15 protein-coding genes are annotated in these 15963 nt (G+C 69.6%); 4 read left to right on the forward strand and 11 right to left on the reverse strand.

Annotated elements, in window-relative coordinates; translation table 11 throughout:
• Positions 1–35: 35 nt before the first annotated feature.
• Genes pntB through sppA form a run of 4 tightly spaced genes read right to left on the reverse strand, consistent with a single transcriptional unit; the run spans position 36 to position 5917 of the window.
• Complete coding sequence (gene pntB / locus ACHFFZ_RS09345; RefSeq protein ID WP_394276366.1) at positions 36–1436, reverse strand: Re/Si-specific NAD(P)(+) transhydrogenase subunit beta; 1401 nt, start codon at positions 1434–1436, stop codon at positions 36–38.
• 1 nt (position 1437) lies between these two features.
• Entirely contained in the window at positions 1438–2985 is a 1548-nt protein-coding gene (locus ACHFFZ_RS09350) for a Re/Si-specific NAD(P)(+) transhydrogenase subunit alpha (protein ID WP_394276367.1), read from the reverse strand.
• A 33-nt stretch (positions 2986–3018) separates the two neighbouring features.
• On the reverse strand, positions 3019–4161 hold the full coding sequence (locus ACHFFZ_RS09355; RefSeq protein WP_394276368.1) for an aminotransferase class I/II-fold pyridoxal phosphate-dependent enzyme: 1143 nt from the start codon (positions 4159–4161) through the stop codon (positions 3019–3021).
• Entirely contained in the window at positions 4154–5917 is a 1764-nt protein-coding gene (gene sppA, locus ACHFFZ_RS09360; RefSeq protein WP_394276369.1) for a signal peptide peptidase SppA, read from the reverse strand. Before sppA ends, ACHFFZ_RS09355 begins: the two co-directional genes overlap by 8 nt.
• Positions 5918–5970: 53 nt before the next feature.
• Between sppA and ACHFFZ_RS09365 the strand changes: the two genes are divergently transcribed.
• The 3 genes from ACHFFZ_RS09365 to ACHFFZ_RS09375 all read left to right on the forward strand — a co-directional run bounded on the left by ACHFFZ_RS09365 (position 5971) and on the right by ACHFFZ_RS09375 (position 9056).
• The gene (locus tag ACHFFZ_RS09365) at positions 5971–7101 is read left to right on the forward strand and encodes a CapA family protein (RefSeq protein WP_394276370.1); all 1131 of its coding nucleotides are present in this window, start codon (positions 5971–5973) and stop codon (positions 7099–7101) included.
• A gap of 80 nt (positions 7102–7181) precedes the next feature.
• Complete coding sequence (locus ACHFFZ_RS09370; protein WP_394276380.1) at positions 7182–8021, forward strand: pseudouridine synthase; 840 nt, start codon at positions 7182–7184, stop codon at positions 8019–8021.
• 186 nt (positions 8022–8207) lie between these two features.
• Positions 8208–9056 (forward strand): endonuclease domain-containing protein, encoded by an 849-nt coding sequence (locus ACHFFZ_RS09375; RefSeq protein WP_394276371.1) that lies wholly within the window; start codon positions 8208–8210, stop codon positions 9054–9056.
• Positions 9057–9152: 96 nt separating this feature from the next.
• Here ACHFFZ_RS09375 and ACHFFZ_RS09380 read toward each other — a convergent pair whose 3' ends face one another.
• From ACHFFZ_RS09380 to rarD, 3 genes are read right to left on the reverse strand one after another with little or no spacing between them, the layout of a single operon-like run.
• Positions 9153–10484 carry an MFS transporter gene (locus tag ACHFFZ_RS09380; protein ID WP_394276372.1) on the reverse strand — a complete coding sequence of 444 codons (1332 nt, stop codon included), beginning with the start codon at positions 10482–10484 and terminating at the stop codon, positions 9153–9155.
• Entirely contained in the window at positions 10477–10902 is a 426-nt protein-coding gene (locus tag ACHFFZ_RS09385; protein ID WP_394276373.1) for a MarR family winged helix-turn-helix transcriptional regulator, read from the reverse strand. The genes ACHFFZ_RS09380 and ACHFFZ_RS09385 overlap by 8 nt, the downstream gene beginning before the upstream one ends.
• A 44-nt stretch (positions 10903–10946) precedes the next feature.
• Entirely contained in the window at positions 10947–11864 is a 918-nt protein-coding gene (rarD, locus tag ACHFFZ_RS09390) for an EamA family transporter RarD (protein ID WP_394276374.1), read from the reverse strand.
• 72 nt (positions 11865–11936) lie between these two features.
• On the opposite strand from rarD, the gene ACHFFZ_RS09395 reads away from it, so the two are divergent.
• Positions 11937–12605 carry an HAD family hydrolase gene (locus ACHFFZ_RS09395; protein ID WP_394276375.1) on the forward strand — a complete coding sequence of 223 codons (669 nt, stop codon included), beginning with the start codon at positions 11937–11939 and terminating at the stop codon, positions 12603–12605.
• Between the two features lie 6 nt (positions 12606–12611).
• Here ACHFFZ_RS09395 and ACHFFZ_RS09400 read toward each other — a convergent pair whose 3' ends face one another.
• The 4 genes from ACHFFZ_RS09400 to ACHFFZ_RS09415 all read right to left on the reverse strand — a co-directional run.
• Positions 12612–13301: a transaldolase family protein gene (locus tag ACHFFZ_RS09400; protein ID WP_394276376.1), complete on the reverse strand. Its 690-nt coding sequence runs from the start codon at positions 13299–13301 to the stop codon at positions 12612–12614.
• A 21-nt stretch (positions 13302–13322) separates the two neighbouring features.
• Positions 13323–14429, reverse strand: a complete 1107-nt coding sequence (locus ACHFFZ_RS09405; RefSeq protein WP_394276377.1) for an SDR family NAD(P)-dependent oxidoreductase — start codon at positions 14427–14429, stop codon at positions 13323–13325.
• 101 nt (positions 14430–14530) lie between these two features.
• Positions 14531–14896 (reverse strand): PTS glucitol/sorbitol transporter subunit IIA, encoded by a 366-nt coding sequence (locus ACHFFZ_RS09410; RefSeq protein WP_394276378.1) that lies wholly within the window; start codon positions 14894–14896, stop codon positions 14531–14533.
• 27 nt (positions 14897–14923) lie between these two features.
• On the reverse strand, positions 14924–15963 hold a 1040-nt coding region (locus tag ACHFFZ_RS09415; protein WP_394276379.1), incomplete at its 5' end, for a PTS glucitol/sorbitol transporter subunit IIB.

Below are 15963 nucleotides of genomic sequence, written 5' to 3' on the forward strand. Positions count from 1 at the left end.
GCTCTGCCCGGGGTCGCGAGCTGCATCGCTGGGGTTCAGCCGATCGCCTTCTGCGGCATCGCGGCCAGGATCGCCTGGACCGTCGCCTTGGCGTCGCCGAAGCACATCGAGGTGTTCTCACGGAAGAAGAGCGGGTTCTGCACACCGGCATAGCCCGCGCTCATCGAGCGCTTGAAGACGACCACCTTGCGCGCATCCCAGACCGTCAGCACCGGCATGCCCGAGATCGGAGACCCGGGCTCGGTCGCGGCCGGGTTGACGGTGTCATTGGCGCCGATCACCAGCACCACGTCGGTGTCGGCGAAGTCGTCGTTGATCTCGTCCATCTCGAGCACGATGTCGTAGGGCACGTGGGCCTCGGCCAGCAGCACGTTCATGTGGCCGGGCAGGCGTCCCGCGACCGGATGGATGGCGAAACGCACTTGGGTGCCGTTGGCCTCCATCGCCTTGGTGAGCTCGGCAACCGGGTACTGCGCCTGGGCCACTGCCATGCCGTAGCCGGGGGCGATGATGACGCTCTTCGCCTCGGCCAGCGCCTCGGCGACCTCCTGCGCGCTCATCTCGGTGTGCTCGCCCTCCACGGCCGGCCCCACGGCAGCCTGGTCGCCGAAGCCGCCCAGGATCACCGAGATGAAGGAGCGGTTCATCGCCTTGCACATGATGTAGCTCAGGATCGCGCCCGAGGCACCCACCAGGGCACCGGTGATGATCAGCACGTTCATGTTCAGCATGAAGCCGCTGAAGGCCGCAGCCCAACCGGAGTAGGAGTTCAGCATCGAGATGACCACCGGCATGTCGGCGCCGCCGATCGAGGCCACCAGGTGGATGCCCAGCAGCAGCGAGATGACCGTGATCAGCACCAGCCACAGCACCGACGGTGCCTGCACGAAGACCACCGTCAGCACGATGATCGCCACCAGGGCGGCCAGGTTCAGCCAGTTGCGCCCCGGCAGCGCCAGCGGCTTGGAGGCGATCTTGCCGTTCAGCTTGCCCCAGGCGACGATCGAACCGGTGAAGGTGACAGCACCGATGAAGATGCCCAGCGCCACCTCGGTGAGGTGGAAGGAGTTGGCGTGCGGGGCGTCCAGGTAGGAGTTGAAGCCCACCAGCACCGCAGCGGCACCGACGAAGGAGTGCAGCAGGGCGATCAGCTCGGGCATCCCGGTCATCTCGACCTTGAGCGCCTTGCGCACGCCGATCACGCCGCCGAGGCCGACGGCCACCACCAGCAGCAGCACGGCCACCAGGTCGGCGCCGTCACCGGAGATGTCGGTCCAGCCCATCGCGAAGTTGGTGGCCACCAGGGCCAGGATCATGCCGAGCACGCCGAAGGCATTGCCCCGCTTGGCCGTCTCGTGCTTGCTCAGTCCCTGCAGGGCGAGGATGAACAGCACGCCAGAGACCACATAGGTGGCGGTGACGAAGTTGTGCAGCATCTCAGGCATCCTTCCGGAACATCTGCAGCATGCGGTGGGTGACGGTGAAGCCGCCGAAGATGTTGATGCTGGCGATCAGCACGGCGATGAAGCTCAGAATCTTCACCGCCCAGTTGTCGCTGCCCAGCTGGGTGATGGCGCCCACCACGATGATGCCGCTGACCGCATTGGTCACGCTCATCAGCGGCGTGTGCAGGGCGTGGGTGACATTCCAGACCACGTAGTAGCCGACCACCACGGCCAGCGCGAAGATGCCGAAGAGCTCCACGAAGCCCGCAGGAGCGAAGGACAGCAGCGCGATCAGCACCACCGAGGCCAGACCGACGCTCACCACCGGCTGCCACCACGGCTTCGGAGGTTTCGGGGCGGCGACCGCGACGGGGGCCTCGGCCTTCGCCTCGGGTGCTGGGGCGGGTGCCGCGGAGACCTGGATCGGCGGCGGCGGGAAGGTGACCTCGCCGTTGAGGACCGTCGTCATGGTGCGCACGACCTCGTCGTCGAAGTCGATCACCATCTGCCCGTCCTTGCCGGGCGTCATCAGCTTCAGTGCATTGACCAGGTTCTGGCCGTAGAGCTGGCTGGACTGGCCGGGCAGGCGGCTGGCCAGGTCGGTGTAGCCGATGATCGTGACCCCGTTGTCGGTCACATAGGACTCGCCGGGGCGGGTCAGTTCGCAGTTGCCGCCGCCCAGCGCGGCCAGGTCGACGATGACCGAGCCGTCCTTCATGGTGGCCACCATCTCGGCGGTGATCAGCTTGGGCGAGGGACGGCCGGGGATGGCGGCGGTGGTGATGATGATGTCGCAGTCCTTGCACTGCTCGGCATAGAGCTCGGCGGCGCGGGCGTTGTAGTCGTCGCCCACCTCCTTCGCATAGCCGTCGGTGCTCACCTCCTGCGAGGCGCCGCGCACGTGCAGGAAGGTGGCACCCATGCTCTCCACCTGCTCGGCCGTCTCGGGCCGCACGTCGGTGGCCCGCACGATGGCCCCCATCGAGTTGGCGGCGCCGATCGCAGCCAGGCCGGCCACACCGGTGCCGCAGACCAGCACCTTCGCGGGAGGCACCTTGCCGGCGGCCGTCACCTGGCCGGTGAAGAAGCGGCCGAAGGCGTGCGAGGCCTCGACGACCGCGCGGTAGCCGGAGATGTTGGCCATCGAGCTCAGCGCGTCCAGGCTCTGCGCGCGGCTGGTGCGCGGCACCATGTCCATGCTCATCGCCGTGATGCCCTGGCGGGCCAGGCGCTCGGTGAGCTCGGGATTCTGGCGCGGGGCCAGGAAGGTGATCAGGACGGCCCCGGGGCGCATCATCGACAGCTGGGACTCGTCCGGCTCGTTCACGCCCAGGACGATGTCGCTGGTCCACACCGCCGACGCGTCCTCCACCGCTGCCCCGGCGGCGGCGAAGGCCTCGTCGGTGGCGCTGGAGGCACTGCCCGCCCCGTGCTCGACCACGACGTCGTAGCCCAAGTCACGCAGCGCGGTGACGGTCTTCGGAGTGGCAGCCGCGCGGTTCTCCCCGGGCCGGGACTCTCGTGGGACACCAATTCGCATGGCCCGAATCTAACGGTCGGCTCCGTACGAACCTCAGGCGGGGTACTGGAAACCTGTCAGTCGCCGTGCGGCTTCGGCGATCACTGACTCGTCCTTGCACTGCGCGAAGCGGATCCAGGAGCGGCCCGTGGCCGCCGTGGGATGGCAGAAGGCGCTGTACGGGATGCCCACCACCCCGGGGTCGACGGCCATCGCGCGCACTGCCGCTGCCGCGTCGTCGATGCCCAGCGGCGCAGCGTCGGCGAGCGTGAAGTAGCCGGCATCGGGGCTCATCACGTCGAAGCCTGCCGCGCGCAGCGAGTCACCCAGCAGCGCTCGACGATCCCGGAGCCGCTCGCGGGCGGCCTCGAAGAAGCCGTCACCGAGTCCCAGACCGACGGCCACCGCATGCTGGAAGGGGGTTCCGGTGGCGAAGGTGAGCCACTGCTTCACGCCCAGCACCCGATCCACCAGCTCCCCAGGGCCGCTGACCCAGCCCACCTTCCAGCCGGTGACGTTGAAGGTCTTGCCCGCCGAACTGATCGTCAGGGTCCGCTCGAAGCCACCCGGCAGGCTGGCGACGGGGATGTGCGGGGCGTGGAAGCACAGGTGCTCGTAGACCTCGTCGGTAACGATCGTCGCCCCCACCCCGGCCGCGGCCGCGATGACCGCCTCCAACTCCGAGCGGCTGAACTGGTGCCCACTGGGATTGTTCGGATTGTTGAGCACCACCACGCGGGTGCGGGGCGTCACCGCCGCCGCCAGGGCGTCGAGATCCAGCGCGAAGCGGTCACCGTCGCGCACCAGCGGCACCGTGACGTGCCGGGCACCGACCATCGCCAGCACCGCGGCATAGGCGTCGTAGAAGGGCTCGACGGTGACCACCTCGGCGCCCGGGCCGGCCAGCGCCATCAGGCTCGCGGCCAGCGCCTCGGTGGCCCCGGTGGTCACCAGCACCTGCCGCTCGGGGTCGAGCGCGATGCCCCGGAAGCGCTGCTGGTGCCGGACGATCGCCTCCCGCAGCACCGGCACACCACGGCCCGGCGGGTACTGGTTGAGGCCCTCGGCGATCGCCGCTGTCGCCGCCTCCAGCACCTCGGCGGGGGCATCGTCGTCGGGGAAGCCCTGGCCCAGGTTCACCGCGCCGGTCTGCAGCGCCAGGGCGCTCATCTCGGCGAAGATCGAGACCTCAGCCATGCGTCCATCCGGCCAGGCGCGGCATCTCCAGCGCACCGCGCGGGGCGGCCAGTCCCAGCCGCTGGGCCAGCTGGGTGAGCATCAGCTCCGGCGTCCACGAGTCCGCCACCCCGACGGTCATGGCGCCCGCGGCCGTCGGCTGCTCGCTCGACTCGGCCGGACGGAAACGCTCCAGCATGCCCAGGGCGGGCAGGTACTTCAGCTGCACCTTGTCGCGCGTGAGCCCCGCCTTGTCACAGGCCCGCTCGACGGCCACCTCCATGCCGCCCAGGTGGTCCACCAGGCCACGGGACTGGGCATCACGACCGGTCCACACCCGCCCCCGCGCCAGCGGCTCCAGCTCGTCGTGGGCCATGCCCCGGTCGGCGGCGGCCTTGTGGGTGAAGTCGGCATAGATACGGTCCAGCCACCAGTTCAGCCGGTCCCACTGCTCGGGGCTGAAGTGGCTGTCGCTGGCCAGCATGTCGGCATTCGCGCCACTGGTCACCGCCTCGTGCACCAGGCCGAGCTTGTCGTACAGCCCGGTGGTGACCATCTTTCCGGCCAGCACCCCGATCGATCCGGTCAGCGTCGCCGGGAGCGCCACGACCTCGTCGGCGGCCATCGCGACGAAGTAGCCGCCCGAGGCAGCGTAGGTGCCCATCTGGGCGATCACAGGCCGGCCCGACTCGCGCACCTGGTGCACGGCGCGCCAGATCTGGTCGGAGGCCACCGCAGATCCACCGGGCGAGTCGACCTGCAGCACGACGGCCTTCACCTTCTCGTCACGGGCCGCCGCACGCAGCTGCTCACAGACCACGTCGGCGCCCGACTCGGGATCGCCCATCCCGCCGGGACGGCCGCGTCCCGTCACGATCCCGCCGCGCACCGACACCACGGCGATCGCGGGCTGACGTCGCTCGACGACCTCCTTGACCGCCTGCCCGGCCGGGTTGCCGGGATGCCAGCGGTGCACATAACGCAAGCTGTCCGCGTCGAGCTCGCGCCCCTCGGGCGCCCAGGAGTCGAAGACGTGGGCCAGCGCCTCGTCGCGGTAGCCGACCGAGTCCACCAGGCCCAGGTCCTTGGCGTGCTCGGGCGTCAGCGGGGAGTCGTTGACGGCATCCCAGACCACCTGCTGGTCGAGGCCGCGACGCTCCGCGACCCGCTCGACGAAGTCGCCCACCAGGGAATTGGCCAGCTCCTGGGTCATCTCACGATTGGCGGGGGTGACCTCGTCGGCAGCCAACCGGTCGGCCGCCGTCTTGTACTCGTGCCGCTGGCCCATCTGGGGCTCGACGCCCACCTTGGCCAGCATCCCCTTGGCCAGGGTGATGCCCAGGTGCACGCCGCCGATGGCAACCTGCCCCGACGGCTGCACCCAGACCTCGCGGCAGGAGCAGGCCAACAGGTAACTGGCCAGGTCATGGGCCATCTCACCCAGGGTCGGGGCGAAGGCGAGGGTGGGCTTGTGCTCGCCGAAACGGGCGACGGACTCGGCCAGCTCCTGGGCCTGCGCCAGAGTCAGGGGTGCGGTCCCGGCGTGCAGGACCAGGCCGGCAACGTGCTCGTCGCGGGCCGCCTCGCGCAGCTTCTCCCGCAGGGCGCGCAGCGTGGGGGCATTCATGGCCCGCACCGCGGCCAGCGGATTGGCCGGCTGCGCGGTGACCAGGCCGCGGCCCAGGTCGATCTCCAGCACCACCATCGGGGACTGGGCACGGCCTGCCAGAGGGGTGTGGGCGAGGACACGGCTGATCATCGTCGAGGAGAGGTCCATGGACACCAATCTTGGCACGCGGCGCAAGGCATCCGGTTCGCTATCGTCGACCCATGCCCCTGCCCCAGCGATCCCTGCTCGTCGCCGCCACCGCGCTGTGCTGCGTCGTGGGCGCCTGCGGCGGGCAGCCAGCCACCCCCGCTGCCCCACCCGTGGTGCAGGAGGCAGCTGAGAGGGCGAAGAGCTCGAGTGCATCGGCGAGCACCGCCGCCAGCCCCACGCCCTCCGCCACCCCCGCGTCGCCGGCCACGGCCTCGCGGGTCTCGGACGGCGACCTGCTGCTCGCCTTCGCCGGCGACGCCAATGCCTTCAAGGCCGCCGGCGACTCCACTCGCCTGGGGCTCGGCGACGCGGGCCGCCTGCTGGCTGCCGCTGACTGGTCCATGGTCAACCTCGAGACGGCCCTGGCCGACGACGAGTCCGGGCTGTCCAAGCAGCCGAAGCTCTACACCTTCCTCACCGGCCGGGCCTTCCCCGAGATGCTGCAGCGCGAGGGCGTCGACGTCGTCAGCCTCGCCAACAACCACGCCATGGACTACGGCGTCGAGGGAATGGAACGCACCTTGGCGATCCGTGACGCGTCCACGCTGCCGATGGTTGGTGTCGGCAGGACCCGGCAGGAGGCCTTCAGTCCGTGGAGGGGCGCGGTGCGCGGACGGCCCGTCGTCGCCCTGGCCGGCAATGACATCCTCGAGTCGAACATGGACTGGCGCCCCCGTGACGGCCGGCCCGGGGTGGCGATGGTCAAGACCGAGGAGGGCTTCGACGCGCTGGTGGAGGCGGTCCGTGCAGCTAGGGAGGACGATCCCGAGGGCGTGGTGGTGGTCTTCATGCACTGGGGCATCGACTACCAGGTGTGCACCACCCGCCGCCAGGAGTCGATGGCCGAACGGCTCGCCTCGGCCGGCGCAACCATCGTCGTCGGCACCCACGCCCATCGGGTGCAGCGGGCCGAGACGATCGGCTCCACCCTGGTGGCCTACGGTCTGGGCAACTTCAACTTCTACTCCGATCGGGTCTCCACTCGCGAGACCGGCGTCCTCACGGTGCGGGTGCCCACCTCCGGTACCCCGAGCGCCGAGTGGGCGCCGGGCCGGATCGTCGGCGGCCGACCCGAGATGCTCACCGGCGCCGAGGCGGCCGAGGCTCGCACGCGCTGGACCACCCTGCCGGGCGGCTGCTGATGCCCCGCTCCCCGCTGCCCTTGCGCAATGGCCTCAACTCCGCCTGGGTGGGCACCCCTCGCGAGCACTCCTGGGCGACCATGCGCGACTTCCTGGTGTGGAAGATCCCGCAGCTGTCCCCCGAGCGGATCGATGAGATGTTCGCGGAACAACGCTTCGTGGACGAGAAGGGCGTCCCGGTGCCGATCGACGCCCCCTATGCCCACCACCGCTTCATCTTCTTCCACCGTGACCTGCCCGATGAGGCCCCGCCGCCCGGCGAGCTGCAGGTGATCCACCAGGACGACCGGCTGGTGGTGCTGGACAAGCCGCACTTCACCGCCACCATCCCGCGCGGGCGCCACATCATCCACTCCGCCACGGTGCAGGGTCGCAACCTGCTGGGACTGCCGGAGCTCTCCCCCGCCCACCGGCTCGACCGGCTCACCGCCGGGGTGCTGCTGTGCACCACGCACCGGGAGTACCGCCGCCCCTACCAGATGCTCTTCGACCAGCGCCTGCCCTCCAAGACCTATGAAGCCGTGGGGCGCTTCCGCGAGGACCTGGACTTTCCGCTGGACCTGTCGAGCCACATGCTCAAGCGACGCGGCTCGATCATCGCCGAGGAAGTGGCCGGGGCCGAGCCCAATGCCCACACCCTGATCGAGCTGATCGACCATCGCGAACACCCCCAGCACGGGCCGATCGCCCGCTACCGGGTGAGCCCGCGTACCGGCAAGACGCACCAGATCCGGCTGCACATGAGCTCGGCGGGGATCCCGATCATCAACGACCCGCTCTACCCCGAGCTGCTCGACCAGTCCCTGGAGGACTTCTCCCGCCCCCTGCAGCTGCTGGCCCGCGAACTGCGCTTCACCGACCCGATCGACGGCACCGAACGGGTCTTCACAAGCTCTCGACAGCTCGAGGCCTGGGCCTGAGGGGCAGTGCAGCCGCAATTGGGCCGCGCGCAGCAGCAAATGCAGCAAATACGGCGGCGAAGGACATGTGAACGTGTCGTGCGCCGCCCGTGCGGCAATCTCGGCGGCCAACTGCTCCTGAGTGACTGTCCACAGATTTCCCAGTGCCCCTGCCCATAGCGGGAGTGAGCGTCCAATCATCGCTGCATGCGACTACGTGACCAGGAGCTCAAGGAACAGTTGGGGGTGGTGAGCCGCACGGCCCTGCTCCGGTGGGGCAATGCCGAGCACACCATCCGACGAGAACTCTCCCGGGGAGGCCTGCTCTGGCTGCGGCCCGGCTGGTACGCCCTGCCCGGGGCCGACCCTCATGCCCAGACCGCCGTGCGGGAAGGGGGCAGCCTCAGTTGTGTGTCCGTGCTGAGGCGACACGGGGTCTGGACCCTCGACCCCCGCGAGCACCTGCGGCCCGGACCGCGCGCCCATCCCCGTCCGGGCGCCGGATGGAAGACCTGCCCGAGGTTGCGGTCCGAGGGGACGCCCCGTCAGGCGGTGGACGACCTCGACACCGCCCTGCGCTGCGCCGCACGTTGCCTGGACGACGAGGAACTCCTGGTGGTGTTGGACTCGGTGCGCAACCTCGGGCTGCGGAGCCTGACCGAGCTGGAGACACTGCTGGCCAGCCAGCCGCGCCGGGTTCAAAGGGTGCTCGCGCGCAGTGACCTGGCCGAGTCCGGCACCGAGACGCTGGTCCGCAGCCGGCTGCGAGCTCGTAGGGTGCCGGTGCGAAGCCAAGTGGTCATCCGCGGGGTTGGGCGGGTGGACCTGCTGGTCGGTCGCTGCCTGGTGATCGAGGTGGACAGCATCCAGCACCACACGAGCCTGCGGGCCTACGAGGCCGACCGGGAGCGCGATCGTCACCTGCGGGCGCTGGGCTACACCCCGATTCGGCTCACCTACCGCCAGGTGGTGCAGGACTGGCCCGCCGTGGAGGCGGACATCCTCGCGATGGTGGCCCGAAGGCTCCACCGGCGGGGCCTGCCGGCGGCTGCATGAGACCGCGATTGCAGCACATACGGCGGCGAAGGACAGGTGAACGTGTCGTGCGCCGCCGGTGCTGCAATCCCGGCGCACCGCCGGTCAGTGAACGGCTCAGTGGACCCCGCCCTCGGCAGAGCTCGTGGCGGCGCGGACCTCGTCGGTGGTCCACACGTCGAAGCGCCAGCGCCTGCCACGGCCCCAACCCCTGCGCAACCGGACCCGGACGCCGCGGTGAACCATGAACCAGACGGTGACGCCCACGAAGGTCAGCCCGGTGGCCAAAGAGCCGGCCCAGATGGTCCAGCGTGGGCCGAAGACGTCACCGATCCAGCCGACCAGCGGGGCACCCAAGGGGGTCCCGCCCATGAAGATGGCCATGTACAGCGCCATCACCCGGCCGCGGACCTCGGGGTGGCTGGCCAGCTGCACCGAGGCATTCGCGCAGGTCATCATCGTCAGCGCGCACAGCCCGGTGGGCACCAGCAGCAGGGCGAAGGCGGTGTAGCTGGGTGCCGCGCCGAGCAGGGCGGTGCACACAGCGAAGCCACCCAGCGAGGCGAGCAGGATCCGCACCCGGGGGCGCTCCCGGCGGGCGGCGACCAGGGCCGCGGCCAAGGTGCCGATGGCCATGATGGAGCCGAGCAGGCCATACTCCCCCGCGCCCTTGCCGAAGACCTTGGTGGCCATCAGGGCATTGGTGATCTGGAAGTTCATGCCGAAGGTTCCCAGCACGAAGACCATCAGCATCACCACCATGATGTCTGGGCGCCGCCAGACATAGCGCAGCCCCTCGCGCACTGCCCCCTTGCCGTTCTTGCGCAGCGGCGCGGGGGTGAGCAGTTCGGGCTTCATCAGCGCCAGAGAGAGCAACACCGCCCCGAAACTGGCAGCGTTCAGTGCCATTGCGGGGGCCACTCCCCAGGCGGCGATCATCAGTCCGGCCAGGCCGGGGCCGAGCAGGCGGGCGCTGTTGAAGGAGGCGGAATTGAGCCCCACCGCATTGGAGACCAGGTTCAGCGGCACCATCTCGCTGACGAAGGCCTGGCGGGTCGGGTTGTCGAAGGCGGTGACGACACCGGTGAGGAAGGCGAGCACGAAGACGTGCCACAGCTCGACCGAACCGGTGACGACCAGCAGGAACATGGCCAGGGCATTGAACCCGAGCAGGGCCTGGCTGACCATGAGGATGCGTCGCTTGGGAAAGCGGTCGGCGATGGACCCCGCGTACGGCGCCAGGAAGGGGATGGGCAGGAACTGCAGCCCCGTCACCAGGCCGAGTGCGGAGCTGGAGTGGTCGGTGAGGATGGTGAGCACCAGCCAGTCCTGGGCGACGCGGTACATCCAGGTGCCGACATTGCTGACGATCGCGCCGGTGAAGAAGATCCGGTAGTTGGGCACTGCGAGGCTGGCGAAGGTGCTGCGTCGGGCAGTGGCCTCACTCATGGGCGGCCACCTCCAGGAGCAGGTCGGCGGCGCGGCGCAGCAGGGCGAGGTCGTCGGCGTCGAGGCCTTGGAGGTGCTGCATCATCCAGCTGTCGCGCTCGGCGAGGGTCTCGGTGACGACGCGCTGCCCGGCGGGGGTGATGGAGACCAGCACCTGGCGACGGTCGTCGGGGTGGGGCTCGCGGCTGACAAGACCGGCGTCGACGAGTCCGGTGACGGTGCGGGTCATCGACGGGGTGCTGACGCGCTCGCGCTCGGCGAGGGCGGTGGGCGTCAGGGGGGTCTTGGACACGCGGACCAGGACGCTGAACTGGTGCGGTGCCACCTGCTGCGTGCCCTCGAAGCGGACGCGGCGGGCGATCCGCTGGCAGGCCAGGCGCAGGTCGTTGGCAAGGTCGGGAAGAAGTGGTTCTGTCATCAACAATTAGCCTAGCTCGTTAGCTGGGCTAATCAAATGCTTCCTCAGGCGCCGGCCGGGGAGCGTCGCGCCGTCAGCACCGCACCCGTCAGATAGGCCAGACACCCGATCCAGACCAGCACCATCCCGATCCAGTAGCCGGTGCCCACCCGCTGGCCGAAGACGATCAGGCCGAGCAGCAGCTGGATCGTCGGCGAGCAGTACTGGATGATCCCCAGGGTGCTCAGCGGGATGCCGGGGGCAGCGACGGCGAAGAGCCACAGCGGCACGGCCGTCAGCACCCCGGCCACCACCAGCAGCAGCGAGACCCGCGCATTGACACCCAGCTGCCCCTGCCCACGCGCCGAGAGCCAGGCCAGCCAGCCCAGCGCCAGCGGAGAGAGCACCGCCGACTCCACGGCAAGCCCCTGCAGCGCCCCCAGCCGGGCCCTCTTCTTCATCGCCCCGTAGAGGCCGAAGCTGAAGGCCAGCAGCAGCGAGACCCACAGCGTGCGCCAGTTGCCCGAGGCGATCACCACCACGCCGAGGCCGGCGAGCAGGCAGCCGACCTGGCCGTAGCGTCCCATCCGCTCCCCGAAGAGCACCATGCCCAGGGCGATGCTGACCAGCGGGTTGATGAAGTAGCCGAGCGAGGCCTCGACGACGTGGTTGGAGTTCACCGCCCAGATGTAGGTGCACCAGTTGATGCCGATCAGCACCGAGGCCGCCAGCATCCAGGGCCACACATCTGGCCGCAGCGCCGTGCGGACCCATCCCCAGCCCTTGCGCTGCAGCACCAGGACCGCCAGCACGAAGATCAGGCTGAAGATGATGCGTCCCGAGAGGATCTCGAGGGCCCCGGCGGGCTTGAGCAGCGGCCAGAAGAGCGGGAAGGCGCCCCAGATGAGGTAGCAGCCGAGGCCGGCGAGCACCGAGCTGCCGTCGTGGGTGGGACCTGCTGCCTGTGCTGGTGTCTGCGTCATCAATCTCCTTCGTCGCGGCCATCCTCGCACCACCGGGTCTGCGGCACCCCGCGACGATGGGAGGATGGACCCATGTCTTCCACGAGCCCCTTCGCCGCCGTCGTCTTCGACCTGGACGGCACCCTGACCGACACCGAGCACGTCTGGGAACAGGTGCGCCGCCGGCTGGCCGCCGAGGACGGCGTCGACTACCCCGAGGATGCCACCCCGGCGATGATGGGGATGTCGACGGCCGAGTGGAGCGCCTACATGGCCGAGACGGTGGGGCTCAAGGGCACCGCCGAGAACGCCGCCCGTCGCGTCATCCAGGGCATGGTCGACCACTACGGAGAGGGCGTCACCATCCTGCCCGGCGCCCGCAAGGCCGTCGCCCGGATGGCGGCGCTGGGGCCGGTGGGGATCGCCTCATCTTCTCCGCTGGTGCTGATCGAGAAGGCCATCGAGGTGCTGGGCATCACAGACCTGGTCAGCGCCCACGTCTCCACCGAACAGGTGGAGCGCGGCAAGCCCGCCCCCGACGGCTACCTGCGCTGCGCCGAATTGCTGGGCGCAGACCCCACCGAGTGCGTTGCGGTGGAGGATTCCACCAATGGCGCCGTCTCGGCACTCGACGCGGGCATGGCGACGATCGTCGTGCCGCCGGCCTTCCACCCGCCGTCGGCAGACGTGCTGGCGCGCTGCACCGTCATCGACAGCCTGGACGGGCTGACTGTCGAGCTGTTGGAGCGGATGGCGGGCTGACCCGCTTCAGCCCAGGATCGCGGCCATGTCGTCCTCGAAGACCCCGATGGCATCGGTGGTGAGCTGGTCGGCGAAGACGTCGGCGATCACGGCCGGCGGAAGGGTGAAGACCCGCACGCCGGCGCGCACCAGCTCCACCACCTGCTCCGCGCTCTTGACCGAGGCCGCCATCACCAGGGGGCCGGAGCCGTCCTGCGGCACGGCCTCGGTCATGGTGCGGATGTGCTCCAGCGCATCGCGCCCGGCCACCTGCATCCGGTTGAAGTAGGGCGCCAGGTAGCGCACCCCCAGGGCGGAGGCGACGACCATCTGCTGCGCCGAGTAGACGGCGGTCATCAGCACGGGGACCTGCTGGGCGTGCAGGCGGGTGATGACCGCGGCGCCGATGGGGCTGACCGGCACCTTGATCGTCGCGCCGGGGGCGAGCTCGCGCAACCGCATGGCAGAGGCGTACTGCTCCTCGACGGTCGATCCCCACAGCTGGAAGCAGACCTCGCGCTGGCCCTCCCCCGTCGCCCCCTCCCCCTCCGCCCAATGGGCGATCTCGGGGAGGTCCGCCAGGCCCAGACCGGCACGTCGCAGCAGGGTCGGGTTGGTGGTCACGCCGCTGGCCACGCCGGTGCGCAGCCAGGGTTCCGCCTCGGCACGGACTGCCGAGTCGACGAGGATGCGGATCGGGATCGGGTTGGCATTCATGGTTCTCCTGTTCCCTGCGGCTCAGCGCAGCATCGTCTGGCCACCCGTGACGGGGATGGCCTGTCCGGTCTCGTACTGCTGTTCGACGCAATAGGTGATCGCGCGGACCACGTCCTGGGGCTGGCATCCCCTGCCCAGTGGCACCTGGGCCTCGTAGTGGGCGCGGACGTCGTCGACGCTCCGGGCGCCGGGGACCTTCCCGGCCTCGAGGTACTGGCACAGCAGGCCCTTGTCGGGATCGGTCCACAGGGGTCCGTCGAGGAAGTTTCCGGGGCACACGGCGTTGACCTTGATGCCCTGGGAGGCCAGCTCCAGTGCGAAGGACTGCACCAGGCCGATCCCGCCGAACTTGCTGCCGGCATAGGCCGAGTTGCGGCTGGACCCGTTCAGGCCCGACTTGGAGTTCACCTCGACGATGTCGAACAGGTGCTGCGGCGCAGCCCGGTGCTGCAATGCCATCACGGGCGCGACGGCGCGGGCTCCGAGGAAGAAGCCGTGGTAGTTGACGCGGGTCACCAGGTCGAAGTCCTCCGGGCTGAGCTGGGCCAGTGACCCGGCGCGCACGATCCCGGCATTGGCGACGAACAGGTCGATGCCTCCGAAGTGGCGCACCACCTCGGCGATGGCCTGCCCGGTGGAGTCGGGGTCGCTGACGTCGATGGCGACGGCCAGCGTCCGCACGTCGGGGTGCTGCTGGGCGATGTCCTCGGCGGCCCGACGGGCCCCGGCGTGGTTCACGTCGGCCAGCACGACCTGGGCTCCGTGCGTCGCGAGCCCTCCGGCGATGCCGCGGCCGAAGCCCTGGGCGGCGCCGGTGACCATGGCCACCCGGCCCGCCAGGCGCCCCGTGCCGCTGGTGGGTTCGACCACGAGGTGGCCCTCGCGCAGCGCAATGCTGCCCGGCACGCGGCGCCCGGTCCGGTGACCTGCCAGGTCGGCCCGCAATCCTTCAAGGTCATGGCTGTCGAGCAGCTCGGGTGATGGCCGCCAGGCGTCGCCTGCTGCAGTCGTCGGCACCCACCTGAGCCTCGGCAGGCCGGCGTCGTCGGCCAGCAGTCCCCTGAGCAGGGGTGCCACGGTCCAGTCGGCCTGTTTCACCTGGCCGATCGGGTCTGATTCGTGGCCCATGGTCTTCTCCTTCCTGCTCACCCACGGAGGGTGAGAAGGGACCGCTCCGGTGGGAGTGGCTCCACCGGAGCAGTCCGGTTCGTGCATTCAGTACGCGGTGGTCACTGCTCGATGCCGAGCACCGAACCGACGGCCACCTCGGGGCTGCCGTCCTCGCAGAGGATGTGGATGGCGCCCGAGAGGCTGGCCTCGGAGCCACCGTCGACGTTGACCGTCAGGTGGCCGAGGCCGTTGAGGTTCTTCTGCGCGGCCTCCCCGACGGCGGTGATCGGGAAGCGCTTGCCGTCGACGGTGAAGTACTGCCCGACGGCCAGGTCGGCGCTGGTCTGCTCCATGTCGATGATGAAGCAGTAGTCCTTGAGCGCCTCGGGGGCGCCCTCGCCGAAGGTGACGAACAGGCCGTCGGAGATGAAGGCGGCTGCCTGTGCTCCGGCCTCGCGGACGGTGGTGCGGTAGATCTCGGTCATGTCAGGCTCCAGTGATTGGTGCGTGCGTCAGGAATAGAGGCCGATGCTGGCCAGCCAGGCGATACCCACACGGGGCACGCCATTGAGGAATCGGGAGTAGAGGACGGCCGGGACGCCGACCTCGACGGTCTCCGGCTCGGCCTCGGCAAGCCCCAGGCCCACAGGGATGAAGTCGCAGGCATTCTGCGTGTTGATCGCGAACAGGGCGGGCAGCGCCAGGTGGGGGGCGACGTTGCCCTTGCCGATCTCGACACCGATCAGGGTACCGATGATCTGGCCGATCACGGCTCCCGGACCGAGCAGCGGCGACAGGAAGGGGATCGAGCAGATGAAGCCAAGCAGCATCAGGCCCCAGCCGGAACCGGCCAGCGGCGTCAGGAAGCTGGTGAACCACTTGCCGAAGCCCGAGGCGTTGATGATACCGATCAACATCGAGATGAAGGCCATGAAGGGCAGGATCGTGTTGATCATGGTCTGGATGGCATCGCGGCCAGCCTGGTAGAAGATGGCGACGACCTTGCCGGCACCCAGGCCGATCTTCATCATCAGGCCCTGCTTCTTCTGCTCGGCAAGGGTCTCGGAGACCTTCTTGTCGGCGGTGAAGCGCGGCGTGCCGCCGGGCCGTGCGGCCCCCGGCTCGGCCCCGGCCGAGGCGGTCGCTGCATCGACAGCGGCGACCTCACCATCGGTGGCCGTGGCGGCCGCGGACTCTGCCCCGTCGGCCAGGCGCACCTGTGCGGGACCGACGGCGGACACGTAGATGCCCTCGTGGATGAACTGTGCCAGCGGGCCGGTCTTTCCGGTGTTGATGATGTTGATGGTGGGGATGTTCTTCTTCGGGTAGATGCCGCAGCGCAGCGTCCCACCGCAGTCGATGACCACCATGGCGATCTGGTCGTCGGGCACCGAGGTCTGGAAGCCGTTGACGGCCTCCGCGCCGGTCAGCTCGACAAGGGTGTCCACGACGGCCGGCTTGGAGCCGCCACCGACGATGTAGACGATCTTGTTCTTCTCGGGGGTCGGGGTGATGGTCAACGGACCACCATAGCCACCCTGGCCCTTCTCGA

This window comes from Luteococcus sp. (assembly GCF_043424415.1).
In the GTDB taxonomy this organism is placed as follows: Bacteria; Actinomycetota; Actinomycetes; order Propionibacteriales; family Propionibacteriaceae; genus Luteococcus.